Source organism: Arthrobacter dokdonellae (assembly GCF_003268655.1).
GTDB lineage: Bacteria > Actinomycetota > Actinomycetes > Actinomycetales > Micrococcaceae > Specibacter > Specibacter dokdonellae.
Genome location: NZ_CP029642.1, coordinates 234,530 through 258,875 on the forward strand (window position 1 = coordinate 234,530; position 24,346 = coordinate 258,875).

Annotated in this window: 23 protein-coding genes; 16 read left to right on the plus strand and 7 right to left on the minus strand. The window is 67.4% G+C overall.

The features are described from left to right. Positions 1-17: 17 nt before the first annotated feature. Both purF and purM read left to right on the plus strand, forming a co-directional pair. Positions 18-1,583 carry an amidophosphoribosyltransferase gene (purF, locus tag DMB86_RS01085; protein WP_113716183.1) on the plus strand — a complete coding sequence of 522 codons (1,566 nt, stop codon included), beginning with the start codon at positions 18-20 and terminating at the stop codon, positions 1,581-1,583. 38 nt (positions 1,584-1,621) lie between these two features. Beyond that, on the plus strand, positions 1,622-2,767 hold the full coding sequence (gene purM / locus DMB86_RS01090; RefSeq protein ID WP_113716184.1) for a phosphoribosylformylglycinamidine cyclo-ligase: 1,146 nt from the start codon (positions 1,622-1,624) through the stop codon (positions 2,765-2,767). Between the two features lie 222 nt (positions 2,768-2,989). On the opposite strand, the gene DMB86_RS01095 is transcribed toward purM, so the two are convergent. Beyond that, positions 2,990-3,220: a DUF3073 domain-containing protein gene (locus tag DMB86_RS01095; protein WP_113716185.1), complete on the minus strand. Its 231-nt coding sequence runs from the start codon at positions 3,218-3,220 to the stop codon at positions 2,990-2,992. A gap of 314 nt (positions 3,221-3,534) precedes the next feature. On the opposite strand from DMB86_RS01095, the gene DMB86_RS01100 reads away from it, so the two are divergent. After that, positions 3,535-4,977, plus strand: coding sequence for a hypothetical protein (locus tag DMB86_RS01100; protein WP_113716186.1), 1,443 nt, complete (start codon positions 3,535-3,537; stop codon positions 4,975-4,977). A 107-nt stretch (positions 4,978-5,084) separates the two neighbouring features. Here DMB86_RS01100 and clpB read toward each other — a convergent pair whose 3' ends face one another. Then, positions 5,085-7,703, minus strand: coding sequence for an ATP-dependent chaperone ClpB (gene clpB, locus DMB86_RS01105; RefSeq protein WP_113716187.1), 2,619 nt, complete (start codon positions 7,701-7,703; stop codon positions 5,085-5,087). A gap of 150 nt (positions 7,704-7,853) precedes the next feature. On the opposite strand from clpB, the gene DMB86_RS01110 reads away from it, so the two are divergent. The 6 genes from DMB86_RS01110 to DMB86_RS01135 all read left to right on the plus strand — a co-directional run bounded on the left by DMB86_RS01110 (position 7,854) and on the right by DMB86_RS01135 (position 13,701). Beyond that, the gene (locus DMB86_RS01110) at positions 7,854-8,621 is read left to right on the plus strand and encodes a MerR family transcriptional regulator (protein WP_113716188.1); all 768 of its coding nucleotides are present in this window, start codon (positions 7,854-7,856) and stop codon (positions 8,619-8,621) included. A gap of 187 nt (positions 8,622-8,808) precedes the next feature. After that, complete coding sequence (locus DMB86_RS01115; RefSeq protein WP_113716189.1) at positions 8,809-9,678, plus strand: DUF4031 domain-containing protein; 870 nt, start codon at positions 8,809-8,811, stop codon at positions 9,676-9,678. 23 nt (positions 9,679-9,701) lie between these two features. Then, positions 9,702-10,127 (plus strand): ASCH domain-containing protein, encoded by a 426-nt coding sequence (locus tag DMB86_RS01120; RefSeq protein WP_113716190.1) that lies wholly within the window; start codon positions 9,702-9,704, stop codon positions 10,125-10,127. A gap of 114 nt (positions 10,128-10,241) precedes the next feature. Beyond that, positions 10,242-10,901, plus strand: coding sequence for a pentapeptide repeat-containing protein (locus DMB86_RS01125; protein WP_113716191.1), 660 nt, complete (start codon positions 10,242-10,244; stop codon positions 10,899-10,901). A gap of 150 nt (positions 10,902-11,051) precedes the next feature. Continuing rightward, positions 11,052-12,035 (plus strand): aldo/keto reductase, encoded by a 984-nt coding sequence (locus tag DMB86_RS01130; protein WP_113716192.1) that lies wholly within the window; start codon positions 11,052-11,054, stop codon positions 12,033-12,035. 55 nt (positions 12,036-12,090) lie between these two features. Beyond that, complete coding sequence (locus DMB86_RS01135; protein ID WP_113716193.1) at positions 12,091-13,701, plus strand: sialidase family protein; 1,611 nt, start codon at positions 12,091-12,093, stop codon at positions 13,699-13,701. A gap of 71 nt (positions 13,702-13,772) precedes the next feature. Here DMB86_RS01135 and DMB86_RS01140 read toward each other — a convergent pair whose 3' ends face one another. After that, a complete protein-coding gene (locus DMB86_RS01140; RefSeq protein WP_113716194.1) occupies positions 13,773-14,300 on the minus strand; it encodes a hypothetical protein in 528 nt (175 codons plus the stop codon). Positions 14,301-14,306: 6 nt separating this feature from the next. Then, positions 14,307-14,882, minus strand: a complete 576-nt coding sequence (locus DMB86_RS01145) for a hypothetical protein (protein ID WP_113716195.1) — start codon at positions 14,880-14,882, stop codon at positions 14,307-14,309. 157 nt (positions 14,883-15,039) lie between these two features. On the opposite strand from DMB86_RS01145, the gene DMB86_RS01150 reads away from it, so the two are divergent. Genes DMB86_RS01150 through DMB86_RS01160 form a run of 3 tightly spaced genes read left to right on the plus strand, consistent with a single transcriptional unit; the run spans position 15,040 to position 16,301 of the window. Further along, a complete protein-coding gene (locus DMB86_RS01150) occupies positions 15,040-15,429 on the plus strand; it encodes a YccF domain-containing protein (RefSeq protein WP_113716196.1) in 390 nt (129 codons plus the stop codon). 9 nt (positions 15,430-15,438) lie between these two features. Further along, positions 15,439-15,672: a hypothetical protein gene (locus tag DMB86_RS01155; RefSeq protein WP_113716197.1), complete on the plus strand. Its 234-nt coding sequence runs from the start codon at positions 15,439-15,441 to the stop codon at positions 15,670-15,672. Further along, a complete protein-coding gene (locus DMB86_RS01160; protein WP_113716198.1) occupies positions 15,672-16,301 on the plus strand; it encodes a HutD/Ves family protein in 630 nt (209 codons plus the stop codon). Before DMB86_RS01155 ends, DMB86_RS01160 begins: the two co-directional genes overlap by 1 nt. Here the strand turns inward: DMB86_RS01160 and DMB86_RS20215 are convergent. The 3 genes from DMB86_RS20215 to DMB86_RS01170 form a co-directional block, all read right to left on the minus strand. Continuing rightward, on the minus strand, positions 16,254-16,523 hold the full coding sequence (locus DMB86_RS20215) for a hypothetical protein (protein ID WP_129545440.1): 270 nt from the start codon (positions 16,521-16,523) through the stop codon (positions 16,254-16,256). The genes DMB86_RS01160 and DMB86_RS20215 overlap by 48 nt on opposite strands. Positions 16,524-16,918: 395 nt before the next feature. Continuing rightward, positions 16,919-18,589, minus strand: a complete 1,671-nt coding sequence (locus DMB86_RS01165; RefSeq protein WP_113716199.1) for a DEAD/DEAH box helicase — start codon at positions 18,587-18,589, stop codon at positions 16,919-16,921. A gap of 331 nt (positions 18,590-18,920) precedes the next feature. Continuing rightward, positions 18,921-19,931, minus strand: coding sequence for an Lrp/AsnC family transcriptional regulator (locus DMB86_RS01170; RefSeq protein ID WP_113719241.1), 1,011 nt, complete (start codon positions 19,929-19,931; stop codon positions 18,921-18,923). A 94-nt stretch (positions 19,932-20,025) separates the two neighbouring features. Between DMB86_RS01170 and DMB86_RS01175 the strand changes: the two genes are divergently transcribed. The 4 genes from DMB86_RS01175 (at position 20,026) to DMB86_RS01190 (ending at position 24,309) form a co-directional block, all read left to right on the plus strand. Then, a complete protein-coding gene (locus DMB86_RS01175; protein ID WP_113716200.1) occupies positions 20,026-21,270 on the plus strand; it encodes a M20 metallopeptidase family protein in 1,245 nt (414 codons plus the stop codon). A gap of 16 nt (positions 21,271-21,286) precedes the next feature. Then, positions 21,287-22,612, plus strand: a complete 1,326-nt coding sequence (locus DMB86_RS01180) for an MFS transporter (RefSeq protein ID WP_113716201.1) — start codon at positions 21,287-21,289, stop codon at positions 22,610-22,612. 195 nt (positions 22,613-22,807) lie between these two features. Beyond that, positions 22,808-23,704 carry a tRNA (guanosine(46)-N7)-methyltransferase TrmB gene (gene trmB, locus DMB86_RS01185; protein WP_113716202.1) on the plus strand — a complete coding sequence of 299 codons (897 nt, stop codon included), beginning with the start codon at positions 22,808-22,810 and terminating at the stop codon, positions 23,702-23,704. A gap of 5 nt (positions 23,705-23,709) precedes the next feature. After that, the gene (locus DMB86_RS01190) at positions 23,710-24,309 is read left to right on the plus strand and encodes a DUF5655 domain-containing protein (RefSeq protein ID WP_227878525.1); all 600 of its coding nucleotides are present in this window, start codon (positions 23,710-23,712) and stop codon (positions 24,307-24,309) included. Positions 24,310-24,346: the final 37 nt, after the last annotated feature.

The window sequence follows — 24,346 nt, forward strand, 5'->3', positions numbered from 1 at the left end:
CATGAGACAATTTTCTCGTGGCACGCGGAGACGGAAAACTATCACATGACCTTTTGCCCGGCGAAAAGGGACCCCAAGATGCCTGCGGTGTCCTGGGGATCTGGGCGCCCGGTGAAGAAGTGGCAAAACTCACCTATTACGGGCTGTACTCCCTGCAGCACCGTGGCCAGGAATCGGCGGGAATCGCCACCAGCGACGGCTCGCGCATCAGCGTCTACAAGGACATGGGCCTCGTTTCCCAGGTCTTTGACGAACCGACCCTGAACACCCTGACCGGGCACATCGCCGTCGGCCACTGCCGGTATTCCACCACGGGATCCTCCAACTGGGCCAACGCCCAGCCCACACTGGGCGCCACGGGAAGCGGCACCGTCGCGCTCGCGCACAACGGCAACCTGACCAACTCCGCCGAACTGTACGACATGGTGGTGGCCACCGACGGCGTCCCCACGTCGGGCGAGATGGCACAGGGCAACACCTCCGACACCGCGCTGGTCACCACCCTGCTCAAGGGCAAGGAAGGCCGCTCGCTCGAGGAAACGGCCATCGAGCTGCTGCCCAAGATCCACGGCGCCTTCAGCTTTGTCTTCATGGACGAGCACACGCTCTACGCGGCACGCGACCCGCACGGCGTCCGTCCGCTGGTTTTGGGCCGGCTCGAAAACGGCTGGGTGGTCGCCTCCGAGGGCGCCGCGCTCGCCACCATGGGCGCGAGCTTCATCCGCGACATCGAGCCCGGTGAATTCATCGCCATCGACGAAGATGGCGTGCGCACCCAGCGCTTCGCCCCGGCCACCCCCGCCGGCTGCGTCTTCGAATATGTCTACCTGGCCCGCCCGGACGCCACCATTGCAGGCCGGTCCGTCTACGAATCCCGCGTGGAGATGGGCCGCCAGCTGGCACGCGAAAACAGCGCCCAGGCGGACCTGGTCATCCCCGTACCTGAATCCGGAACTCCGGCCGCCATCGGCTATGCCGAACAGTCGGGCATTCCGTTCGCCCACGGTTTCGTCAAGAACGCCTATGTGGGACGCACCTTCATCCAGCCCAGCGAGACGCTGCGCAAGCTCGGCATCCGGCTCAAGCTCAACGCGCTGGAGTCAGTGATCCGCGGCAAGCGGATTGTGGTGGTGGACGATTCCATTGTCCGAGGCAACACTCAGCGCGCCGTGGTGCGCATGCTGCGTGAGGCCGGCGCCGCCGAAGTCCACGTGAAAATTTCTTCCCCGCCGGTACGGTGGCCCTGCTTCTACGGGATCGATTTCGCCTCGCGCGCCGAGCTGATCGCCAACGGCGCCGCCGTGGATGAGATCAGCAAGTCGATCGGCGCCGACTCCCTCGCCTACATCTCCGAGGACGGCATGATCGACGCCACCCTCCAGCCGCGCGAACAGCTGTGCACTGCCTGCTTCACGGGCACCTACCCGATTGAGCTGCCGTCCAGCGACCGCCTCGGCAAGAACCTGCTCGAGCGCACCAAGCCGGCGGACAGCACCACCTCCACGGGCTGCGATCCGGGACCGGACGCGGAACTGGAATCCATCCTGACCGACCAAGACCGTTCTGCCGCAGACGGCTCCTAAGCCCCCGGCTCCCAAGAACCTTGCCAGAAAGAGACGCCATGACCAACGCCTCCCAGCAATCCGCCACCGCAATCACCTACGCCAGCGCCGGTGTCGACACCGAGGCCGGGGACCGCGCCGTCGAACTCATGAAGGAAGCCGTCAAGGCCACGCACGGCCCGTCCGTGGTGGGCGGGTTTGGCGGTTTCGCGGGACTGTATGACGTCTCAAGGTTGCTGAGCTACAAAAAGCCGTACCTGGCCACGTCCACCGACGGCGTGGGCACCAAGGTGGCCATCGCCCAGGCCATGGACATCCACGACACCATCGGCTTTGACCTGGTGGGCATGGTGGTGGACGACATCGTGGTGGTGGGCGCCGAGCCGCTGTTCATGACCGACTACATCGCCACCGGCAAGGTGGTCCCGGAGCGCGTGGCGGACATTGTCCGCGGCATCGCCTCCGCCTGCACCGTGGCCGGAACCGCATTGGTGGGCGGCGAAACCGCAGAACACCCGGGCCTGCTGGCGCCCGACGAGTACGACGTCGCCGGCGCCTGCACCGGCGTGGTCGAGGCGGACCTGCTGCTCGGACCCGCGCGCGTGCGGGCAGGCGACGTCATCATCGGCATGGCCTCCTCCGGCCTGCACTCCAACGGCTACTCGCTGGTGCGCCGCGTCATCAACCACGCCGGCTGGGCCCTGGACCGCCAGGTGTCCGAATTTGGCCGCACCCTGGGCGAGGAACTCCTCGAACCCACCCGCGTGTACGCCGCCGACTGCCTGGACCTGACCCGTTTCCTGCCCGTCACGGCCGAAAAGGCCGTCCGCGGCTTCAGCCACGTCACCGGCGGGGGCCTGGCCGCCAACCTGGCCCGCGTGTTGCCGCAGGGCCTCGTCGCGACCGTGGACCGTTCGACGTGGAGCCTGCCGGCCATCTTCAGCCTCGTGTCACAGCTGGGCAATGTGCCGCTGGCCGACCTGGAGCGCACCTTGAACCTGGGCGTGGGCATGGTGGCCGTGGTTTCCGCGGACGCCGCCGACGCCGCCGTGGAACGCCTGAACGCACGCGGCCTGCCGTCGTGGGTCATGGGCACCGTCTCCGCTGAGTCCTTCGACGCCGACCGCTCCGGCACCGACTACACGCAGGGCGCCAAGGGCGTCGACGGCGGGGCCGTCCGCCTGGTGGGCAGCTACGCGGCTTGATCCTTCGGCGGCATTTTTGCTTTGAAGCCGCTGGGCCCACAGCGGCGAGGGACCCTGGCCGAGGAACGAGGCTAGGGAGCCGCTGGGCCCACAGCGGCGAGGGACCCTGGCCGAGGAACGAGGCTAGGGAGCCGCTGGGGAACAACAAAATCCCCGCCCGTCGCAGGGGCCTTTCGGCTTCGCGTCGTGCAGGGTTTGTTGCATTTGGTGGACTAGACGCTCCTAGCCGATGCGGCGGGAGTCTGCCTCGTCGTCGTCCTCAAACTGATCCGCATATTTGTCTTCATACGCCGAGTAATCAGGCTCTGCAGGAGCCTCAAGGTGATGGCTCGGGGCTCGCCGGGTTGTCCCTCCGAGCTCTTTCTGCAGAGCTGAATAGTCAGTGTTCGGGGAGTAATACTTGATGTCCCGAGCCTGCTTGGTTGCCTTCGCCTTTTGACGGCCGCGCCCCATGGCGTGACCCCCTTTTTACACTTGGACCGGAGGTGGTCGCTCGGGCTGAGAGCGAGGCTCCGGAATATTCGGTCAATTTGTCGTACTCCTAGATTACATGAGATCGGCACCGGCTGCGCCCGCGCTTGGATCGTTGGGCCATGGGCGGCCAATATTTTTCCGCGACGCCGGCGAAATATTGGATAGAGTCGGGAGGATGGGGGAGTTAACTCCCGCAGGGGGAACTTTATTTGCGCCCAGGGCGAAGCTGAATTCCTTTTGTCCAGGCAATAAATGGTGCCGGCCGCCGGCGCAGCAGGGAAGGCTAGTTCTTCATGACCGAACACGACAAGGCAAACGATCACTCATCGGGGGAACCTCCCGCGGAGGGCACCGTGCCGGTTGCGGATGTCCCCGCCACCGACGCTTCCGAGGGGGCCGACGCGACGCAGGAAACCCAGATTTCCGCAGCCGACTTCGACTTTGCCGAACCTGAACTCGGGGAAGCCAAGATCAGCGCGGAAGCGGCCGACAGCGTCGACCTGAAGAAGGTGGAAGCCGAGGCGGCCGAAGTTGAACGTGAGGCCGCACGATCCACGCAGCTCGGCGCTGCCGAGGTCATCTCCTCCGTGCCACCGGCGGCCGTCGACTTCGACATGCCCAAATCCGGGCACGGCCGGGATACCGACGCGACCGCCGTGACGCACGACGCCGGCCAGCCGCCTTCCGCGGCCGCCTCACCATCGGCTCCCCCTGTTCCCGAGGCCGACGAGCCTGCTGCAGCTGAGGGGCCCGCTGCAGCTGAGGCGCCTGCCGCCGCAGAACACCCGGACGCACCCGGGGTCGGGCCGCACCGCGTCGGCCGCGGCATTGACGACGGTTCCGGCTGGCGCCGCCCGGAGACGCCGTGGGAACAGCCCACCACGCAGTGGCAGCAGTCGGCCACGCCCTGGCAGCCCAAGGCCAACGCCTGGCAGTCGCCTGCCCAGCATGCCCAGGGCGAGGCGGACGCGGCAGCAGCCAGCCTGGCCGCGGGCGGACCAGCCACCGGAGCGCCCGCGGGCGAACAGGCTTCGGGCGAACAGGCTTCGGGCGAACAGGCTTCGGGCGAACAGAGCGCGGACGCCTTGCCGCCGGTGCGGCCCGGCGTCCCGCCCATCCCCCCGATGCCCGGCCAGACCGGCTCCGGCCAGCCCGCCTCCAACCAAAGCTGGAATCAGGCGCCTGCGCCCGACGCCGGCAAACAACAGGGAAACAAGGGCAAGCTGCTGATCGTCCTCGGCGTGGTCGTGGTCGGACTCGTCCTCGTCGCGCTGTTGGTCTGGCTGCTGCTGGGCCTTTTCTCCGGCAACTCCACGGCCGGGTCCCCCACCGCGGTCGCGGGCGCCACGTCGGGTGCCTCCACCAACCCGGACGACGTCATCGTGCCGCGGGCCTCGCCGGAGGACTGGCTGACCGGTGACTGCCTGCGCGGCTATGTCGGCATCAACCAGGCCGCCGACGTGGTGGTGTGCAGCAGCCTGCATTCGGCCCAGGTGGTGGGTTCCTCGGTTCTCACGGAGTCAACCGCGTTTCCGGGCGATGATGTGCTCAAGGCCAAGGCCGCGGCGGTGTGCAAGGCCGTGCAGTACACGGATGCAACCAAGGCCTACGCGGGCTTGAAGGAATTCAAGGCCTACCCTTCGGAGAGCACGTGGGATACCGCCAACGACCGCCGGATTGACTGCATCGTCGTGGACCCGACGGGCGATCACCTGAAGACGTCGCTGATCCAATAGCGCCCGCACCGGCGGAGACGGACTGCCAGTGCGCCACGCGCAGAAAAGGGCTGCGCCCCCGGTGGATTTTCCCATCGGGGGCGCAGCCCTTTTGACGGTTAAGCGCGTTATTTGCGCCGCACGGTCAGTCCCGACTCGCCAGCTGACGCGTCCGCCATGGCGAGTTCTTCGAAGTCCGCGGCCGTGTCCACCAGCACGGTGTCGCCGTCGCTGATGTGGCCGGAGAGGATGTCCTTGGCCAGGCGGTCGCCGATCTGCCGCTGGACCAGCCGTCGCAGGGGCCGTGCCCCGTAGGCGGGGTCATAGCCGGACAGCGCCAGCCACGCCTTCGCCGAGTCGGTCACGTCCAGGGCCAGCCGGCGCCCGGCCAGCCGTGCCGCCAGCGATTGGACCTGCAGGTCGACGATCCTGGACAGCTCGTCCACACTCAGCGCGTCAAACATGACGATCTCGTCCAGGCGGTTCAGGAACTCGGGCTTGAACGACGCCTCCACGATGGACATGACGGCCTTGTGCTTCTCGTCGTCGGACAGCGAAGGATCCACCAGGAACTGGGAGCCGAGGTTGGAGGTGAGCACCACAATGACGTTGCGGAAGTCAACGGTGCGGCCCTGCCCGTCGGTGAGGCGGCCGTCGTCGAACACCTGGAGGAGGATGTCAAAGACCTCCGGGTGTGCCTTCTCCACCTCATCCAGCAGCACCACTGAGTACGGGCGACGCCGGACAGCCTCCGTGAGCTGCCCACCCTCGTCGTAGCCGACGTATCCGGGAGGCGCGCCGACCAGCCGGGCGACGGAGTGCTTCTCGGAGTATTCGCTCATGTCGATGCGGATCATGGCGCGTTCGTCGTCGAAGAGGAAGTCCGCCAGGGCCTTGGCCAGTTCCGTCTTGCCCACCCCGGTGGGGCCCAGGAACAGAAAGGATCCCGTGGGACGGTCCGGGTCGCTGATGCCGGCGCGGGCGCGCCGGACGGCGTCGGAGACGGCCGTGACGGCCTTGGACTGGCCGATCAGGCGGGCGCCGAGCACCTGCTCCATGTTCAGCAGCTTCGCACTTTCTCCCTGCAGCATGCGCCCGGCGGGGATGCCCGTCCACGCGGAGATGACCTCGGCGATGTCGTCGGCGGTGACTTCCTCGGCCACCATCAGGTCCTTCTTTTCCGTCTCCTCCTCGGCGGCCGCGGCGTCCAGCTCATGCTGCAACGCCGGCAGTTCCCCATACAGGATCCGGGAGGCCAGCTCCAGGTCGCCGTCGCGCTGGGCCTTCTCAGCCACGGAACGGCGCTCGTCAAGCTTCGCCTTCAGCTCGCCCACGCGGTTCAGGCCGGCCTTCTCCGCCTCCCAGCGCGCGTTCAGGGCCGACAGTTCCTCCTTCTTGTCCGCCATGTCCGATCGAAGGGCGGCCAACCGTTCCACGGAGGCCTCGTCGGTTTCGCCGCTGAGCGCCAGTTCCTCCATGGTCAGGCGGTCGACGGCGCGGCGGAGCTGGTCGATCTCCTCCGGCGCCGAATCGATTTCCATGCGCAGGCGGGAAGCGGCCTCGTCCACCAGGTCGATCGCCTTGTCCGGCAGCTGCCGGCCGCTGATGTAGCGGTTGGAGAGGGTGGCGGCGGCCACCAGGGCGGAGTCGGCGATCGCAACCTTGTGGTGCGCCTCGTAGCGTTCCTTGAGCCCGCGGAGAATGCCGATCGTGTCATCGACGCTGGGTTCACCGACGTAGACCTGCTGGAAGCGGCGCTCCAGGGCGGGATCCTTTTCAATGTTTTCGCGGTATTCATCCAGCGTGGTGGCACCGATCAGGCGCAGCTCGCCGCGGGCCAGCATGGGTTTGAGCATGTTGCCTGCATCCATGGAGCCCTCCGACGCGCCGGCCCCCACCACGGTGTGGATTTCGTCAATGAAGGTGACGACCTGCCCGTCGGAGGCCTTGATTTCCTCCAGCACCGCCTTGAGCCGCTCCTCGAATTCACCGCGGTATTTGGCTCCGGCCACCATGGACGCCAGGTCGAGGCTGATGAGCGACTTCCCCCGCAGGGATTCGGGCACGTCTCCCGCCACCATGCGCTGGGCCAGGCCTTCGACGACGGCGGTCTTGCCCACGCCGGGATCGCCGATAAGGACCGGGTTGTTCTTGGTGCGCCGGCTAAGGACCTGAATGACGCGGCGGATCTCGGAATCGCGGCCAATGACGGGGTCGAGCTTGCCGGCACGGGCCACGGCCGTCAGGTCGGTGCCGAACTTCTCCAGCGCCTGAAAGGTGTTTTCCGGGTCCGGCGTGGTGACCTTGCCGTCGCCGCGGACGGTGGGCAGGGCGGCGTCGAGGGCCTGCCGGGTGGCACCGGCCTGGCGCAGGGCACTTCCTGTTGCCCCGGCGTCGTCCGCAAGGCCGAGCAGCAGGTGTTCGGTGGAGACGTAGATGTCGCCCATGCGTTCGGCGGCCTGCTGGGCCGCCTGGACAGTCAGCAGCGTGTTCCGGCCCAGCTGCGCCTGCGCCACGGAGGTGCCGGACGACGCCGGGAGGTTGTGGATGGCGGTGCTCGCTGCGACGCTGACCACATCGGGATCGACGCCGGCGGCTTTCAGCAGCGCGACCGCGACGCCCTCGCGCTGGTCCATGAGGGCCTTGAGCAGGTGGGCGGGCTCGACGGTGGGATTGCCGGCGGTGGAGGCGTTCATGGCTGCGGCGGAAAGAGCCTCCTGGCTCTTAGTGGTGAACTTGGCGTCCAAGAGAGGTCCTTTCATGAGGTGCTTGGAAGTGATGCCTTCAAAGTTGAGTCTAGTACGCTCAAGTTCATTTGTGTGACTTCGCGGAAGTGTTTCTTCCCACGGCGAAATCGCCCTTGACCTTGACGCTGCGTCAAGATTTAGAGTCATTTTATGGAAGTTGTTGATTGGCCCATTCACCGGATCGCGGCCCTCGCCGGCACCACCAGCCGCACGCTCCGGCACTACGACTCCGTGGGACTGCTGGCGCCGACCAGGGTCGCCGGGAACGGCTACCGGCACTACGACCAGGCGGCGCTGGTGCGGCTGCAGCGGATATTGCTGCTGAGGGAACTGGGCCTGGGGCTGCCTGTGATTGCCGCCGTGCTGGACCACCAGGAATCGGCCGCGGCCGCGCTCGAGGCGCACGTCAACTGGCTGCGGTCCGAGCAGGAAAGGCTGGCGCGGCAGATAGCTTCCGTGGAGAAGACCATTGAATCGGTACGAAAAGGAGGAACGCTCATGGCCGAGCAGATGTTTGACGGCTTTGACCACACCCACTACAAGGACGAGGTTGAGCAACGCTGGGGCAAGGACGCCTATGCCCGCGGCGATGCCTGGTGGCGGGGCCTGGGCGCTTCTGGGCAGGCTGCCTGGAAGGAGCGGCTGGCCGTGTTGAACAGCGACTGGATTGAGGCGTTTTCCAGCGGCGTACCGGCCTCCTCCGCGGAAGCGCAGGACTTGGCGCGGCGCCACGTTGAGTGGCTCACGTCCGTTCCGGGCACGCCGGCGTCGTCGCCCGACGGTGACGTGCGGGGCTACGTGACGGGCCTGGGCGAGATGTATGTGGCTGATCCCCGTTTTGGCGCAAATTACGGCGGGGAAGCTGGGGCCGCGTACGTCCGCGACGCGCTGGCCTTGTATGCGGAGCGGGAGCTGTAGGCCCACGCGTTCCCTTTCGACGCTCCTGCAGATCCGGGGGCGATACAAGGAACGCTCCTGCAGTGACCTGCAGGAGCGTTCGCCCAAAACTCCCCGGATCTGCCGGAGGGTCTATAAGGAAGGCCAGCTTAGTCCACCATCTCCAGCAACCTCGGCAACCACGGCAACCACGGCCTAAGCTGGGGCCATGATCTTGATCGATCCGCCGTTTTGGCCGGCCCATGGCACGGTGTTCTCGCATTTGGTCTCGGACAGATCGCTGGTCGAGCTCCACGAATTTGCCGTGGCGGCCGGGGTGAGTGAACGCGCCTTTGACCAGGACCATTACGACGTTCCGGAACGTCTCTACGGGGGATTGGTGGCGGCCGGTGCGGTGCCGGTGTCCGGCAAGCATCTGGTCCGCGCCCTGGCCGCCTCGGGCCTGCGTGTCAAGGCACGGCACCGCGGCAAGTCCGTTGAACCGGCGCTGCAGTACCGCTGGGACACGCTCATCCCGGCCGCACCGAAAGTGGGCGCCGAGCTGCTTCGCCGCTGGAACGAACCACACCGGCACTACCATTCAGCAACGCACCTGTTGGCCGTTCTCGAGGCACTTGACCTGCTCACCGACGGCCGCCCGCCACAGCCAGTCATTCTCGCGGCCTGGTTCCATGACGCCTTCTACAACGGTGTCCCCGGAAAGGACGAGGAGGAGTCGGCTTTATTGGCACAGGCGCACTTAAACCCCCTGATTCCCGCGGACGTGGCCGCCGAAGTGTCCCGGCTGGTCCGCCTCACCGCCACCCACTCCCCCGGACCAACGGACCACGCCGGCGCGCTGCTTTGCGACGCGGACCTCGCAGTCCTCGGCGGGCCGCCGGAGTCATATGCCCGCTATCTTGCGGGAGTCCGCGCAGACTACGCCCACATACGCCCGGCTGAGTTCAACAACGGACGGGCCGCCGTCGTACGCCGGCTGCTGGCGCTGGACCCGCTCTTCCACACGCCAAAAGGCAGGGCACTATGGGCGGGCCAGGCGCACGTGAACCTCAACAACGAATTGGCACACTTGCACTAATACGTACCCAGTAGGCTTGGCGCATGTCAGACTACAGCCAACTGCCCGTCGCCGAATTTGCCTTCCCCGGTCCACTGCGCGACCAGCTGGTGGCCGCAATTCTCGACGGCTCCAAAACGTCCACCACGGGAACAGTCCACGAGTATGAGGTGGAGCAGGAGGACTTTCCTGTGGTCGGCGCCCGGGAAGTGGTGGTCGATTCCCAGGGAAGGCCAGTGGCCGTCATCGAGATCACTGACGTGCGCCACGTGCGCCTCGCCGACGTGGACCTACAGCACGCCATCGACGAGGGCGAGGGCTACACCACCGTTGCGCAGTGGCGCGAGGCGCATGAAGGGTTCTGGCATTCGGCACCAATGCGCACTGCCCTCAACGACCCCGCGTTCACCGTCGATGACAGCACCATGCTGGTGTTGCAGCGCTTCCGCCTGGTCGAGCGGCTGCCATGAGCACCCACGGCCTTGTCCGCAGCTGGCACGACGACGACGGGTTGGATGGCAAGAATGCGGGCCAGAAATAGTTATCAGAAAACACCCACACCCGCCGCTCGCTAGTCTTGTGCCATGCCTTCGAAACCCGCACCCCGCCTTCCCCGGCTCGACCCCGTCCAGCTGAACAACCTGGCAGACAATGAGGACGCGTTTTTCGGCCCGGGCGACACCTATGACGGCCAGCGCTTCAACCGGCCGTCCTTTGACGGGGCGGACCTTACGTCCACGGACTTTCTGGAATGCCAGCTCGACGCCCCCACCTTCGACGGCGCCGAACTGCGCGGCACCCGGTTCCGCGGCTCGGTCCTCACAGACAGCTTCGCGCCCGTCCTGAAGGCCTCCCGGACAAGCTGGCGGGATGTGGAAATCACCACCCCGCGGTGGGGATCGGCCGAACTTTACGACAGCACCTGGGCCAACGTGCGGATCGACGGCGGCAAGCTGGACTTCCTCAACCTGCGCGCGGCCAAAATCACTGACCTGCAAATCAGCGACTGCATCATCGGCGAACTGGACCTGGGCGGGGCAACCGTCACGCGGCTGGCCCTGAAAAACTGCCGGATCGGGACACTGGACCTTCAGCAAGCCACACTCAAGGACGTGGACCTGCGCAGCACGGATTTCCGCACGCTCAACGGCGTCGGTTCCATGGCCGGCGTCGTCCTTGACGAATACCAGCTGGGACTGCTGGCGCCCATCCTTGCGGCTCACCTCGGCATCACGGTCGCCTGAGCGGACCGCTGCCGCCCGAAAAATCGGCACTGCCAGCGAACTGCCAGCCGCCCACCCCTTGCCGCGCAGGTCCATCTGCAGGAGCATTCTTCTTGACATTACCCGCCGGAGTGAATCCGGCGCGCCGTTCACCACGAAGGCAGGGACGCAATGAAGACAATGAAATTGGGCAGCCAGGGACTGGAAGTTTCCATCGAGGGACTCGGCGCCATGGGCATGAGCGCGTTTTACGGGGACCGGGACGACGCCGAATCCTCGGCCACGCTCAACCGCGCCCTTGACCTTGGGGTCACCTTGATCGACACCGCCGAACTTTACGGGCCCTTCCTCAACGAGCAGCTCATCGCGAAGTCCATCGGGAACCGGCGCGCCGAATACTCGCTCGCCACAAAGTTTGGCACCGAGATCACCGACAACGGCGGCCGCGGCTCCGTGAACGGCAGCCCCGCCTATGCACGCAAAGCACTGGAACGGTCCCTGCGCAACCTGCACATGGAAACCGTGGACCTGTACTACCTGCACCGCGTGGACCCCAACACCCCCATCGAGGAGACGGTGGGTGCCATGGCCGAGTTCGTCAAGGAAGGCAAGGTACGCTACCTGGGCCTGTCCGAGGCCGCGCCGGACACCATCCGCAGGGCCCACGCCGTCCACCCCATCACCGCCCTGCAGACCGAATACTCCATCTTTGAACGGGAACCCGAGGGCAACGGCGTGCTGGAGACAGTGCGCGAGCTGGGCATCGGCTACGTGGCGTATTCGCCGCTGGGCAGGGGCATTTTGACCGGCAAAATCAGCGCCCCGGACGATCTTCCCGCCGATGACTGGCGCCGGGCCATGCCCCGTTTCACCCCCGAAAACCTCGCGGCCAACCTGCAATTGGTGGACCGGGTCAAGGGCCTGGCAGCGGAGAAGGGCGTCACGGCGGGCCAGCTCGCCCTTGCGTGGGTGCTTGCGCAGGGCGTCTGCGCCATCCCCGGGACCAAGCGCCGCAGCTACCTTGAGGAGAATGTGGCGGCCGCCGCCATCGAGCTCTCCGCCGCGGATTTGGCAGCCCTGGACGCTGCCGTCCCCGCCGGCACCACGGCAGGGACACGCTACGACGAGGCGGGGCTGAAGTCCCTGTACAAATAGCAGGGCATTGCCGGAATGCCTCTGGCCTTGCCGGAATGCACCTAGGCTGGTGGGCATGACTCCCCGTTTTGAACGCGTCCTGGCCCGCCGCGGCGTGGGCGGCCACCGGCAGTACCGCATTCCGGCGCTTGCCGTGTCCACCCGCGGCACGCTCCTCGCGGCGTATGACGGCCGCCCCAACCTGGACGATCTCCCCAATCCGATCGACCTGCTCCTGCGCCGCAGCACCGACAACGGCCGGACCTGGGGTCCGCAGCAGACCGTCAGGACGGGCGCCGGCCTGGACGGCTATGGCGACCCCAGCCTGCTCGTGGACACCCGGACCCGTCGGATCTTCATGTTCCACGCCGCCGGCACGCACGCCGGCTTCTTTGAGGCGGCCGAAGGGCTGGACCGCGAGGACGCCATCCAACACGCGGACCTCAGCTTTTCCGACGACGACGGCGCCACCTGGGAACACCGCCGTCTCACCCCGATGCTCAAGCGCGCCGGCATCACCGGCCTGTTCGCGGCCGCCGGGACGGGCATCCAGGTCCACACCGGGCCCTTCGAGGGCCGCCTGGTGCAGCAGTTCGTGCTCCTGCACCACGGCGCCATCAAGGCCGCAAGCGCCTACAGCGACGATCACGGAGACACCTGGACTTTGGGCGGATTCGTCCCCACCGCCGCAGTCGGCGCCGCCAACGAAAACAAGGTCGTCTGTCTTGCCGACGGTTCCCTGCTGCTGCATTCGCGCGCCACCCCCCACCGGCTCACGGCGGTCTCCACCGACGGCGGCCACAGCTACACCGACGCCCGGCCGCACCCGGAACTGCCCGACCCCAGCGACAACGGCTCGCTGGCACGCTTCGACGGCCTGCCCAACGTCACGGGCCTCGCGATTCCGGAAACGGACAGCTGGCTGATCGCCACGCACAACCACGACCCCTCGCTGCGCCGCAACACGGTGCTCAAGCTCTCGCGGGACAACGGCGCAACGTGGCCATTCGCAGTCGTCCTTTGCCCCGGGAGTTCGGAATATTCCACGGGCGCCCGCCTCCCCGACGGCCGCATCGGCGTGCTCTACGAGCGCCAGGGCTACCAGGAGATCGTGTTCACCTCGCTCGAGCCGAGGGAACTGCTCGGGTCCCCCGCCGCGGCGCTGACGCACGACGGCGGCACCGCCTTCGCCGGCTGCCTCGCCTTTGACGTGGTGCTGCGTTCGGTCACGCCCGCGCGTCCGGCCGTGTGGCGCAGCACCGGCGAAAGCTTCACGCTGACACAGACCGACGGAGGTTGGGACCCGTCCGCCTGGAAGGAGGTGGGGCAGGGTTACACGGAGGAGGCGCCGCAGGTGCTCTCCAACCGCGAATCCCAGGACCTCAACTACGGGCCCGCCATTCCCGGATACAAAGCCGGCGACGTCCTGGCCTTCAGCGGCCGGGTGGAAAACCGGGGCGCGGAGCCTGCCGGTGTGGTCATCCGGCACGGCGGCGCCGAAGTGATCGCCACGGAATCGCTGGAACCGGGGGCAAGCCTCGGCTTCACGTCGAACCACACCGTGACGGCGGGAGAGCTCGCCGCGGGGCAGGCAGAGGCCGTGTTCACCCTCGAGGCCGGCCCCGACACGGCCGCGAGATCCTTCACCTTCAACACGGCCACCGGCGACATCACCGAATCCGGCTAGGTGTGGGAAACCGCACCTGGGAGGCATTTTCGGGGTGGCTTCCCGGCAGTTTCTGGCTCACCGACGCCCTGTCAGGGATCCTGAAGGTCTTTCAGCGACTTCGCGATGTTGTGCCGGGCTCCAGCCGCGGCCTGCGCGGCCCTGAGGGTCTCGGCCGTGACGTTGAACCCGGAAACCCGCGCCTGCAGCTGGGAGAGCTCCGCCGTGAGCATGGCTTCCTGCTCGGCCAGGGCATCGCGCTGTGAGACGAGGTCTCCGTGCTGCTCGGCCATGACGGTGAGCCGGCCGCGGGCGGACCGCGCGGCCGCTGCATCGCCACCGGCCGCTGCGGCGGCGGCCTGTGCTTCCAGGGAGTCCATGGCTGACTTCAAGTCGACCGCCTGCAGGTCCAGGCGCTGGCGGCTGACCGAAACGTCCGCCACGCCGCGGCGCATTTGCGCGAGGGCCGCCAGCTGCTTCAGCTGCGCGGCGCCCACGGTGAGCTGGCCGCCGGTGGAGGCACCGGCGTCGGACGCCCCGGCGGGCTGGCGTCCGGATGCCTCCCGCCCGGCCGGGGGCCTGCGACGGAAGGGGGCGGAGAGGCGGTCGAAGACACTCATGCCGGCTCAGGAATCGCCGAGATCCGTATACGTGGCGGACCAGTTTTTCAGCATGGCGGCCTCGATCTCGAGGGTCCTGGTGAGGTCCTTGACGTCGACGTCGGTCATGGGCGCGGCAGCCGCCGCCAGGGCGCTGCGGATGCCGGCGGACGTCTGGATGACCTGTTCCGCCTGGCCGCCCAGGGTCTGCGCGTACGCGGCCTGCACGGCCGAATCGGGCTCCTTTTGGGCCACGAGCAGCTGATGTTCAAGCACGGCGCCGGCCTGCTGGAGCGTGCGGTAGATGGAATCCAGGTTGCCCGTGTACTGGCGCGTGCTTTGGGCCACGGCCAGGCTGCGCTGGGTCGCTTCGAGGGATTCCTGCAGGCGGATCCGCTGCTTCATGACGTCGCCCAGCGGGCCGGCGGTGGACTGGGCCCGGACCTTGAGCGCATTGCGCTTGGCCAGTTCATACCTGGGCTTTGACTTGTTCACCAGGCCCAGGACGCCCCGGGATATGAGGACGGCCAAGGTGATGCCCACGCCGAGCACCACGGCAATGGCCACCAGCGCGATGATCAAGATGACGGTGCCAAAGTCCATGGCGTTTGTGTTCCTTCTCTTTGCAGCGGCGGCGCACCTTCAGTGCAAATCATCTTCAGTGCAAATCAGCGTAGCACCGGTGGCTGGGGCAAAGATCAGGGAGCCGCTCAGGGTGGTCCCTGATGCCGCGCGGGCGCATAAGCGGAAGAATGGGTCCGTGAAGACAATCCTCAATATCATCTGGCTGGTGTTCGGCGGCCTGTGGCTGGCGCTCGGCTACGTTCTTGCCGGCCTCGTCTGCTGCGCCCTGATCATCACCATCCCGTGGGGGATCGCCTCCTTCCGCATCGCCGGCTACGCGCTGTGGCCGTTCGGGCGGACCGTGGTGGACAGGCCCGGCGGCCCCGGCATGGCCAGCACCCTGGGCAACGTCGTCTGGATCCTGGTGGCAGGGATCTGGATTGCCATCGGCCACGTCGCCACCGCCGTCGCCATGGCGATCACCATCATCGGCATCCCGCTGGCCATCGCCAACCTCAAGCTCATCCCGGTCTCGCTGATGCCGCTGGGCAAGCAGATTGTGCCCACGGCCTGGGCCCGCGCGTAAGCTTGCGGTATGCGTAAAAAAGCCGATTGGCTGGACATCACGGTTCAGTTCGCCAGTTTCGCGGCCATGTGCCTGGTGCTGTCGCTGGCCCGGTTCGGGCTGCCCTTGAAGATTGTCCTCGCCTTTGGCGTCTCGATCGCCATTTCCGGCGCCTGGGCCTACTACAAAAAGCAGACCCGCCGGCGGAAGGCCGAGCCCAAGCGCATGCACGTGTACAGCATCAAGAACGCGGACGACAACTAATGGACATTGTCCGCTACGCCTCCCTCAAGCCCGCGCCATGGGCCAATGGCGGCGGAACCACGCGCCAGCTCGCATCGGGAGCGGCAGGCCCCGCGGGCACGCCGGCGTCCACCACGCTCGGCGCCGGCGCGAAGGGCGAGCCCTGGGACTGGCGCATCAGCATCGCCGAGGTGGCCACGGCCGGCCCGTTTTCGGCGCTGCCCGGCATTGACCGGATCCTGACCATCATCGACGGCGACCTGATCGCCCTGACCGTCGACGGCACCGAGCAGGCCCTGGAAAAATTCCGCCCGTTCCGCTTCTCCGGCGATTCGGCCACGTCCGCCACGCTGCCCACCGGTTCGCTCATGGACCTGAACCTGATGACCCGACGCGGCGTCTATAAGGGTTACGCGACCATTTTGGAATTGTCCAAAAAGCGCCCGCACCCTGTCTTTGACGGCCAGTTTGCCGTGCTGCTGCAGGGCAGTGCCGACGTATTGCAGGAAGGGACGGACGACGCCGGAAACCCCACCGGCGCCCTCGTCACCGACACGCTGGGCAGGTTCGACCTCGTGGCGGGCGCCAAGAGCATGCCGCACCTATCCGGCCGGGGATTCCTCGCCGTGCTGAGCATCGACTCCGCCTGACCGCGGGGCGGCTGACCGCGGGGCGGCATCGCCCTTCTCCCACACGACCCGGATCTTGACGCCTCCCCGGGAGGTGTGCTCCACGTGCGCCTTGATCTCGTCTGAAAGGGCGCCCATCTCGCTGAGCTTGCGCCGGTATCCGTCGACCAGGACGGCCAGCGAGTCGTCCGTCCACTCGCCTTGGGGAACGAGTGTTGATATTTCCACATCGCCTACAGCCATTGTCCTATTTCCCTGTCCATCCACGCGCCCGCAGCGCCTTCCGCACGGCTGGCTCTGGGTTCCACGCTAAGTCGTCAGGCGGACGCGTGCAATAGCCCGCCTCGCAGTTGGGCGCGCCCATCCCCGCCCCGGCTCCCACGTCCTCGCCCAAGGGACGTCCTCCCCCAAGGGATAACGCAGTACTTGGACCGAAAACGGCCACAAAGGGCGTTTTTGGTCCAACGTCTGCATTATCGATTCGGAGGGCACCCCGCCACTCCTTAAGACACGACGCCGGCACCCAACCTGGGTGCCGGCGTCGTGCTTTGGGCTGTGGGTGGTCCCACGCGCCCGCGGGTTCCCTGACCGGGCCTGCAAGGACCGGGCCTGCCAGGTGGAGGAGGGCGTGCGGACTTTTAGCGCCCGCGGCGCTGGTTCGAGGCCGGGGCCGACGCGCGGCGGGCGCCCCCGGAGCGGGCCGGGCGGCCGGAGCCGCCGGCGGCGGCGTTGAAGCTTCCGCCTGAGGTTCCACCGGTGTTGGAGGACCAGACCGCAGCCGACCCGGTGCCGCGCGATGCTGCACGCGGGGCGTCGTTGCGGTGCGAGGAGCCTTGGGGGGCGCGCTTCCCGCGGGCCACGTCGCCGTCGCGGGCCGGGCGGCCTTCGCCGGCGGCACGTGCCGGGCGCCGGGCGCCGCCAGCCTGGGGCTGGCCTTCGCGGCGCTCCGAGCGGTTGCCCAGCACGGGTCCGTCGGAGGAGACGCGTCCGCGCCCTCCCCGTCCGCCACGGCCACCGGCCGAGGGTGCTGCGCCGCGGCGGGCGCGCTTGCGCTCGGCGTTGGCGCCGGTGGACTGGCCGTCGCCCTGCGCGGGCTGCTTGGCCGCCAGCAGTGCTGCCCGGGTGCGCGGGTCAATCTTGTCCGCAACGTCGCCCACCAGTGTGGCGATGACCGTCGAACTGGCGGTGACGCGCTCAAAGTTCACGTCCACGCCGGCGGCGCGCATGAGCTTCTTGACGTCGCCCTGCTGCTCCGGCAGCGTCAGGGTGACCACCACGCCGTCGGAGCCGGCACGGGCCGTGCGGCCGGAACGGTGCAGGTACGCCTTGTGCTCCGTGGGCGGGTCGACGTGTATGACCAGTTCAATGTCGTCCACATGCACGCCGCGGGCGGCAACGTCGGTGGCGACCAGGACGCGGACGCCGCCGGTGGAGAACTCGGCCAGGTTCCGGTCGCGGGCGTTCTGCGACAGGTTCCCGTGCAGGTCGACGGCGGGGATGCCGGCGTCGGTCAGGGTCTTGGCCAGCTTGCGGGCGTGGTGCTTGGTGCGCATGAACAGGATGCGGCGCCCGGCTCCCGAAGCCAATTCAACGAGAACCTGCTTCTTGACGGTCTGGTCATTGACCACCAGCACGTGGTGCTCCATGGTGGAAACGGCGGCCTTGGCCTCGTCCACCGAGTGCGTGAGCTGGTTGGAGAGGTAGCGCTGGACAATCTTGTCCACACCGTTGTCCAGCGTGGCGGAGAACAGCATGCGCTGGCCCTGGGTGGGCGTGGTGTCCAACAGGCGCTTGACGACGGGCAGGAAGCCGAGGTCGGCCATGTGGTCGGCCTCGTCCAGGACCGTGATCTCCACGCTTTCCAGCGAGACGATGCGCTGCTTCATCAGGTCTTCAAGGCGGCCCGGGCAGGCGATGACAATGTCGACGCCGGCGCGCAGCGCCTTTTCCTGACGGGCCTGGGAGACGCCGCCGTAGATGACGGTGGTGTTCAGGCCCATGGCCTTGGCCAGCGGCTCGATGGCGTTGTTCAGCTGGGTGGCCAGCTCGCGGGTGGGCGCCAGGACCAGGCCCAGGGGGCGGCCGGGCTTGCGGAAGTACGGGGCCTCGCGCTCGGCCAAACGGGCCACGAGCGGGATGGCGAAGGCAATGGTCTTGCCGGAGCCGGTGCGGCCACGGCCCAGGACGTCCCGGCCGGCCAACGTGTCCGGAAGGGTCTTGACCTGGATGGGGAATGCTTCCTCAATGCCATTGGAGGCAAGCGAAGCAACAATTTCCTTGGGCGCGCCAAGGGCAGCAAAAGTTGTCATGTAAAGAGGGAATCCTTCTTAAGGCGGTTCAACGGCCCACGATCAGTTTTGACCACGGGTTCGCCGATTCAATGCCAGAGCGTGTCAACCGCGGATGCACGGTGCAAAACCAGTGCGGTGCAATTCAGTGCGGGACAAGTTGAATGCGTTCATCGACGCAGAATGCGCAAGATACGCATTAAGTATTCCCATGCTAGCACTGGCACGACGCCGGATGGTCACCGAGGTGGGGCATCTCACCTTTTGTCACTTGGCAAGTGGAGCACCGCAGGCGGCCAATCGTGCGCCACTTGGCAAGTGGCGCGCCGCCAGGGTCCAATCGGGCTCGACTTCATGGGGTCACCGACTCCAGCGCGGTGCCGTCCGGGCGCAGCGTCCAACCCACCCGCTTGGCGCAGGCCAGCATCACCACGCTTTCCTGCAATTCAATGCCGGGAATGTTTTGCGCCAGCGTCAGCTCCACGTCCATGATGTCGGCCACCGAATGCAGCCACATGATGATGGTGAAGTTGCTTTGCCCCGTGGTCGATGCGATGAACCTCACATTGCGCAGCTGCCGAAGGGTTGACGCAGCGGTCTCATGCTGACCCGCCGGCACCTTCGCGAACCATTGGCACGTGACGGGATAGCCGGAGAGTGACTGTGCCATCTCGCACCGGAAGGACACAATTCCGGAAGCGACAACCTTGTTCAGCTGCCGCTGCACGGTGGCGGGGGCGCGGCCCAGCTCACGGGCCATCGCGGCCGCCGAGGCCCTGCCATCACGGGTCAGGAAAGGCAAGAGGTCAAGGTGGCTTTGGGGCAGGTGCACCGAAGTTCCCCGCGGTGCCTGTGCGGCGCGGGACAGGACCTGCATTTGCTGCTGCTGGGCGCGGGACAGCACATTCAGCCGCCACGAGCTGCCGTTGAAATGCTGCCTGGTGCAGAGGGAAACCTCGTAGCCAAGGACTCCGTCGATGGCACGGAGCGCCGGGATGACGTCTCCGCTGAGCTGGGCCATGGACTCGGTAATGACGGTCAGCCAGAGCGCCCTGCTGCTGGCTGTCTGTTCCACGGTAATGATCTCCGGCACGGCGCACAGCGATTCCACGGCCCGGGCCTGGCCCTCCATGGTGCAGTCCACCCCGACGAAGGACAGGGTGACCGCTTTCGGGTCTCCCATCCGGTGTGCCGTGACCCAAACCGCCCCGGTCTCGGTCAGCCTGTCCCAACGCGCCGCCGCACTGGTCGGGTGGACGCCCAGCACGGCGCCGACGTCGACCCACCCGGCGCGCGGCGCAATCTGGAGCGCATGAATGAGCGCAAGGTCTTCCTCGCTCAACGGTGCATGAAAATTCGCCATCGTCATAATTGTTTGCATAACTTCAGTGATTTAGCCAGCCGTGACGCACTTCACCACACACTTTTAACCACACCCAACCCTTACAGGAGTTTCCATGTCACTTGCTGCCGCAGACCTCACCGCGGACCTGGTCCGGTTCCGCCACGAGATGCACCAGGATCCCGAGATCGGCCTGGACCTGCCGCGGACCCAGGAACGCGTGCTCACGGCGCTCGACGGCCTCGGCTACGAGATTTCGCTCGGCACCGACACCACCTCGGTCACGGCCGTGCTCCGCGGCGGCGCCCCGTCTTCCATGCCGGACTCCGCGGGCCACAAGCCCGTGGTCCTGCTCCGTGCCGACATGGACGCACTGCCCGTCCAGGAACGCAGCGGCGTCGACTACGCCTCCCGCGTTGACGGCGCCATGCACGCCTGCGGCCACGATCTCCACACGGCCATGCTGACCGGCGCGGCCACCCTCCTGGCGGACCGGCGGGAGCAGCTGGCCGGCGACGTGGTCCTCATGTTCCAGCCCGGCGAGGAAGGGCTTGACGGCGCGTCCGTCATGATCCGCGAGGGCGTCCTGGACGCCGCCGGGCGCCGCGTCGACGCCGCTTTCGGCATGCATGTCTTCTCCGGACTCGCCCCGCACGGCCAGTTCGTTACCAAACCCGGCGTCATGATGAGCGCCTCCGACGGCCTGGTGGTGACCGTGCTCGGTGCCGGCGGCCACGGCTCGGCCCCGCATATGGCCAAGGACCCGGTCGCGGTCATCACCGAGATTGTCACGGCGTTGCAGGTGATGGTCACCCGCCAGTTCGACATGTTCGACCCGGTGGTGCTCAGCGTGGGCCTCCTGCAGGCAGGCAGCAAGCGCAACGTCATCCCCGAAACCGCCCACTTCGAGGCCACCATACGTACCTTTTCGGAGGCCTCCCGGGCGAAGATGCGCCTGGCCGCCCCCCGGCTGGTGAAGAACATCGCCGCCGCGCACGGCGTGGACGTTGACGTGGACTACCAGACCGAATACCCGGTCAGCATCACCGACACCACCGAGACCGAACACGCCGAGGGCATCATCTCCGGCATGTTCAACGCCGATCGCCTCACCCGGCTGGCCACCCCCATCAGCGGCTCCGAGGACTTCTCCCATGTGATGGCCGCCGTCCCCGGCACCTTCATCGGCCTCAGCGCCGTTGCCCCCGGCGCCGACCACACCACCACGGCGTTCAACCACTCCCCTTACGCCACGTTCGACGACGCCGTCCTCACCGACGGCGCCGCCCTCTACGCCGAGCTGGCCACCAGCCGCCTCGCTTCCCTTTCCGCCGCCCAGCCGGCCTACGCCGCCAACTGACCTTCGAAGGTTTCCCATGAAGACAACAATTCATCCCCAGACCGGCCAGGGATCCGTCCCCGGCACGTCGACCAAGCACCGCCCCGTGTGGCGGACCCTGGTCGGCACGGGCATCGGCAACGCCGTCGAATGGTACGACTGGGCCGTCTACGCCACGTTCACCCCCTTCCTCGCGGGCGCACTGTTCAGCAAGGCCGACAAGACCTCCGCCGTGCTCGCCACCCTCGCCATCTTCGCGGTCGGCTTCGTCGCCCGGCCCTTCGGCGGCTTCCTTTTCGGCTGGATCGGTGACCGCATTGGGCGCAAGTCCTCCATGACGCTCGCCGTCGGACTGGCCTCGGCCGGCAGCCTGCTGATCGCCGTCGCCCCCGGCTACGCCCAGGTGGGCGCGCTGGCGTCGGCAACGCTGCTGGTGGCCCGGCTCCTGCAGGGGCTGGCCCACGGCGGCGAGCTGCCGTCGTCGCAGACATACCTGTCAGAGATGGCGCCCAAGGAAAAGCGGGGGCTGTGGGCCACCTTGATCTACACCTCCGGCACCGCCGGCATCCTCTTCGGCACGCTGCTGGGCGCCACCATGACGCTGGTCCTGCCCAAGGTGGACATGCAGGCCTGGGGCTGGCGCGTCCCGTTTGCCGTCGGCGCCGCACTGGGCCTGTACGCGCTGTACATGCGCTCCCGGCTGCATGAGTCCGAGGTCTTCACCGGCGAGGACGCCAATTCCAAGCGCGCCCCGATCTGGCCGCAGATTGTCCGCCACCGCAAGCAGGCCCTGCAGGTGATCGGCCTGACCGTCGGCCTGACCGTCGTCTACTACATCTGGGGCGTGGTGGCGCCCAGCCATGCGGCCACCGACCTTGGCATGGACCGGGGCGCAGCCTTGTGGGCCAGCGTCATCGGCAACGTCGTGTTCATCGCCGCACTGCCGTTCTGGGGGAGGCTGTCGGACCGGATCGGCCGCAAGAAGGTGCTGTTGACAGGCGCCATTGGCGCCGCCGTCCTGCACTTTCCCATGACCTGGCTGCTCAACGACCAGCCCTGGGAACTGGCCGTGAGCATGTCCGTCATGCTGTTCTTCATCGCAGGCAGCGCCTCCATTGTGCCGGCCGTCTACGCCGAACTGTTTCCCACCAGCATCCGCACGGTGGGCGTGGGCGTCCCCTACTCGATCTGCGTGGCGGTCTTTGGCGGCACGGCACCGTACCTGCAGTCGTGGCTGGGGTCCATCCAGCTGGGCGTCCTGTTCAGCGTCTACGCCGTGGCCCTGCTGCTGGTCAGCGCCGTGTTCGTCGTCACCATCCCGGAGACCATGGGCAAGGACCTGGCCGAGGAGCCGGCGGCGTAGCCTGCGCTGGACCGGTCCGCGAGCCTTGCGTGCGCGTAAAACCTGGGCCGGCCCTTCGCAGGGCACCCCCCGTGTAAAAGCCAGGCTGGCCCCGGCGCATGAAAGAAATGCGGTTGGCGCAGCCCGGTGTCCAGGCGTGGGCAGGCTCAACGCCCGGCGGCGGTGCACGCCTGGGCGACGGTACGCTTAACGTCGATGAGTGAAACCCCAGCACCCGCGTCCCCGGAGAACCCGCCGAAGGCGCCGCGCAGCCAGGACGGCACGGCCCGCCCCGTCACGCCCGGCAGCCAGGCGGCGGAGGGCACCTACCGTACGCAGCCCGTCTCCTTTGTGCGGCGCGGAACGCGCCTGCAGGGGCGCCGCCAAAAGGCCTGGGACGACCACGCCGCCACCCTCGCCGTCGACGTCCCGCGCCACATCGCGGACACGTCGGTCCACCCCGAGTACGTCTTCGACGCCGCCGCCGAGTTTGGCCGCACGGCACCGCTGGTGGTGGAGATCGGGTCCGGGCTGGGCGAGGCCGTGGTGCACGCCGCCAAGGAAAGCCCGGACAAGGACTTCCTGGCCGTGGAGGTCTACACGCCGGGGCTGGCCCAGACCATCCAAAAAATTGTGGCTGCGGAGATTGGCAACGTCAGGGTGGTCCAGGCCAACGCACCCGAGGTCCTGGGCACCATGCTCCCCGCCGGCACCGTCAGCGAGGTGTGGGTGTTCTTCCCCGACCCCTGGCACAAGACCAAGCACAACAAGCGCCGCATGGTGAAGGACTCCTTCGCCCCGCTCGTGTCCCGCGTGCTGGCGCCGGGCGGGCTCTGGCGCCTGGCCACCGACTGGTCCGCCTACGCCGAGCAAATGCGCGCCGTGGGCGCCGCCTCCCCTGACTTTGAGAACGTGCACGACGGCGAACGCGCGGGTTCCGCCAGCCCCCTCACCCAGGCGCGGCTCACCGGCGTCGACCGCGAACAAAGCGATGAGCCGGACATCGAAGGCGGCTGGGCCCCCCGCTTTGACGGGCGCATCCTCACCAGCTTTGAAAACAAGGCGCACAAGGCCGGACGCGTCATCTTCGACCTCACGTTTCGGCGGAGGTAGGCTCCATGGCGGACGCCCCGCAGCCCGGGTTCAAGAGCTGGCAGGAAATGCTGGACTGGATGTCAGGGCTGCTGCTTCGCCGGACCGGGCATGACGTGCCGTGGTGGCTGGACGCCGTCCGCCATGCGGCGCTGCCTTCGGAGGCCGCCATCCGGGCGTGGCTGACGGACAACGGGGTCACAGGCTACGCGCAAAGCCCCGTCATGTGGGAACTGTTCGGCTACCCGGACTTCTTCCTCAAGGACGCCGCCGAACTGCTTGACGGCCAGTATGCGGACCGGCCGCAGCTGCGGCCCATTGCCGACGCCGTCATAGCGCTGGCGCTGGGCTGGGCCGGGGACGGCACGGGCCAGGTCACCGTCCAGCTGCGCAAGACGTACGTCTCGCTCAACACGCCGCGGCGGAAATTTGCCCAGGTCACGCCCTCCAGCAAGTCGGCCGTGGACATTTTCCTGCGCCTGGACGAACCGGCGGAAGGGCTGCTGGAGGCCGTCAAGACCCGCCCGGACGACGCCTTCCGGCGCAGGGTCCGCCTCCGAAACCCCGCCGACGTCACCGGGGACGTGGCCGCGATCCTGCTGCGCGCCTACCGCGCCAACGCCTGAGCGGCCATGCCCGGGAGGACCCCCTGAGCGCCCCGGG

What these genes read in the sequence shown, in the direction of transcription:
- DMB86_RS01155 (WP_113716197.1), top strand. Translation starts at nt 15,439, where the DNA reads ATGCGTAAAAAAGCCGATTGGCTGGACATCACGGTTCAGTTCGCCAGT.
- trmB (WP_113716202.1), top strand. Translation starts at nt 22,808, where the DNA reads ATGAGTGAAACCCCAGCACCCGCGTCCCCGGAGAACCCGCCGAAGGCG.
- DMB86_RS01115 (WP_113716189.1), top strand. Translation starts at nt 8,809, where the DNA reads ATGATCTTGATCGATCCGCCGTTTTGGCCGGCCCATGGCACGGTGTTC.
- DMB86_RS20215 (WP_129545440.1), bottom strand. Translation starts at nt 16,523, where the DNA reads ATGGCTGTAGGCGATGTGGAAATATCAACACTCGTTCCCCAAGGCGAG.
- purM (WP_113716184.1), top strand. Translation starts at nt 1,622, where the DNA reads ATGACCAACGCCTCCCAGCAATCCGCCACCGCAATCACCTACGCCAGC.
- DMB86_RS01160 (WP_113716198.1), top strand. Translation starts at nt 15,672, where the DNA reads ATGGACATTGTCCGCTACGCCTCCCTCAAGCCCGCGCCATGGGCCAAT.
- DMB86_RS01125 (WP_113716191.1), top strand. Translation starts at nt 10,242, where the DNA reads ATGCCTTCGAAACCCGCACCCCGCCTTCCCCGGCTCGACCCCGTCCAG.
- DMB86_RS01190 (WP_227878525.1), top strand. Translation starts at nt 23,710, where the DNA reads ATGGCGGACGCCCCGCAGCCCGGGTTCAAGAGCTGGCAGGAAATGCTG.
- DMB86_RS01100 (WP_113716186.1), top strand. Translation starts at nt 3,535, where the DNA reads ATGACCGAACACGACAAGGCAAACGATCACTCATCGGGGGAACCTCCC.
- DMB86_RS01165 (WP_113716199.1), bottom strand. Translation starts at nt 18,589, where the DNA reads ATGACAACTTTTGCTGCCCTTGGCGCGCCCAAGGAAATTGTTGCTTCG.
- DMB86_RS01135 (WP_113716193.1), top strand. Translation starts at nt 12,091, where the DNA reads ATGACTCCCCGTTTTGAACGCGTCCTGGCCCGCCGCGGCGTGGGCGGC.
- DMB86_RS01140 (WP_113716194.1), bottom strand. Translation starts at nt 14,300, where the DNA reads ATGAGTGTCTTCGACCGCCTCTCCGCCCCCTTCCGTCGCAGGCCCCCG.
- DMB86_RS01170 (WP_113719241.1), bottom strand. Translation starts at nt 19,931, where the DNA reads ATGGCGAATTTTCATGCACCGTTGAGCGAGGAAGACCTTGCGCTCATT.
- DMB86_RS01175 (WP_113716200.1), top strand. Translation starts at nt 20,026, where the DNA reads ATGTCACTTGCTGCCGCAGACCTCACCGCGGACCTGGTCCGGTTCCGC.
- DMB86_RS01145 (WP_113716195.1), bottom strand. Translation starts at nt 14,882, where the DNA reads ATGGACTTTGGCACCGTCATCTTGATCATCGCGCTGGTGGCCATTGCC.
- DMB86_RS01130 (WP_113716192.1), top strand. Translation starts at nt 11,052, where the DNA reads ATGAAGACAATGAAATTGGGCAGCCAGGGACTGGAAGTTTCCATCGAG.
- DMB86_RS01120 (WP_113716190.1), top strand. Translation starts at nt 9,702, where the DNA reads ATGTCAGACTACAGCCAACTGCCCGTCGCCGAATTTGCCTTCCCCGGT.
- DMB86_RS01095 (WP_113716185.1), bottom strand. Translation starts at nt 3,220, where the DNA reads ATGGGGCGCGGCCGTCAAAAGGCGAAGGCAACCAAGCAGGCTCGGGAC.
- DMB86_RS01110 (WP_113716188.1), top strand. Translation starts at nt 7,854, where the DNA reads ATGGAAGTTGTTGATTGGCCCATTCACCGGATCGCGGCCCTCGCCGGC.
- DMB86_RS01180 (WP_113716201.1), top strand. Translation starts at nt 21,287, where the DNA reads ATGAAGACAACAATTCATCCCCAGACCGGCCAGGGATCCGTCCCCGGC.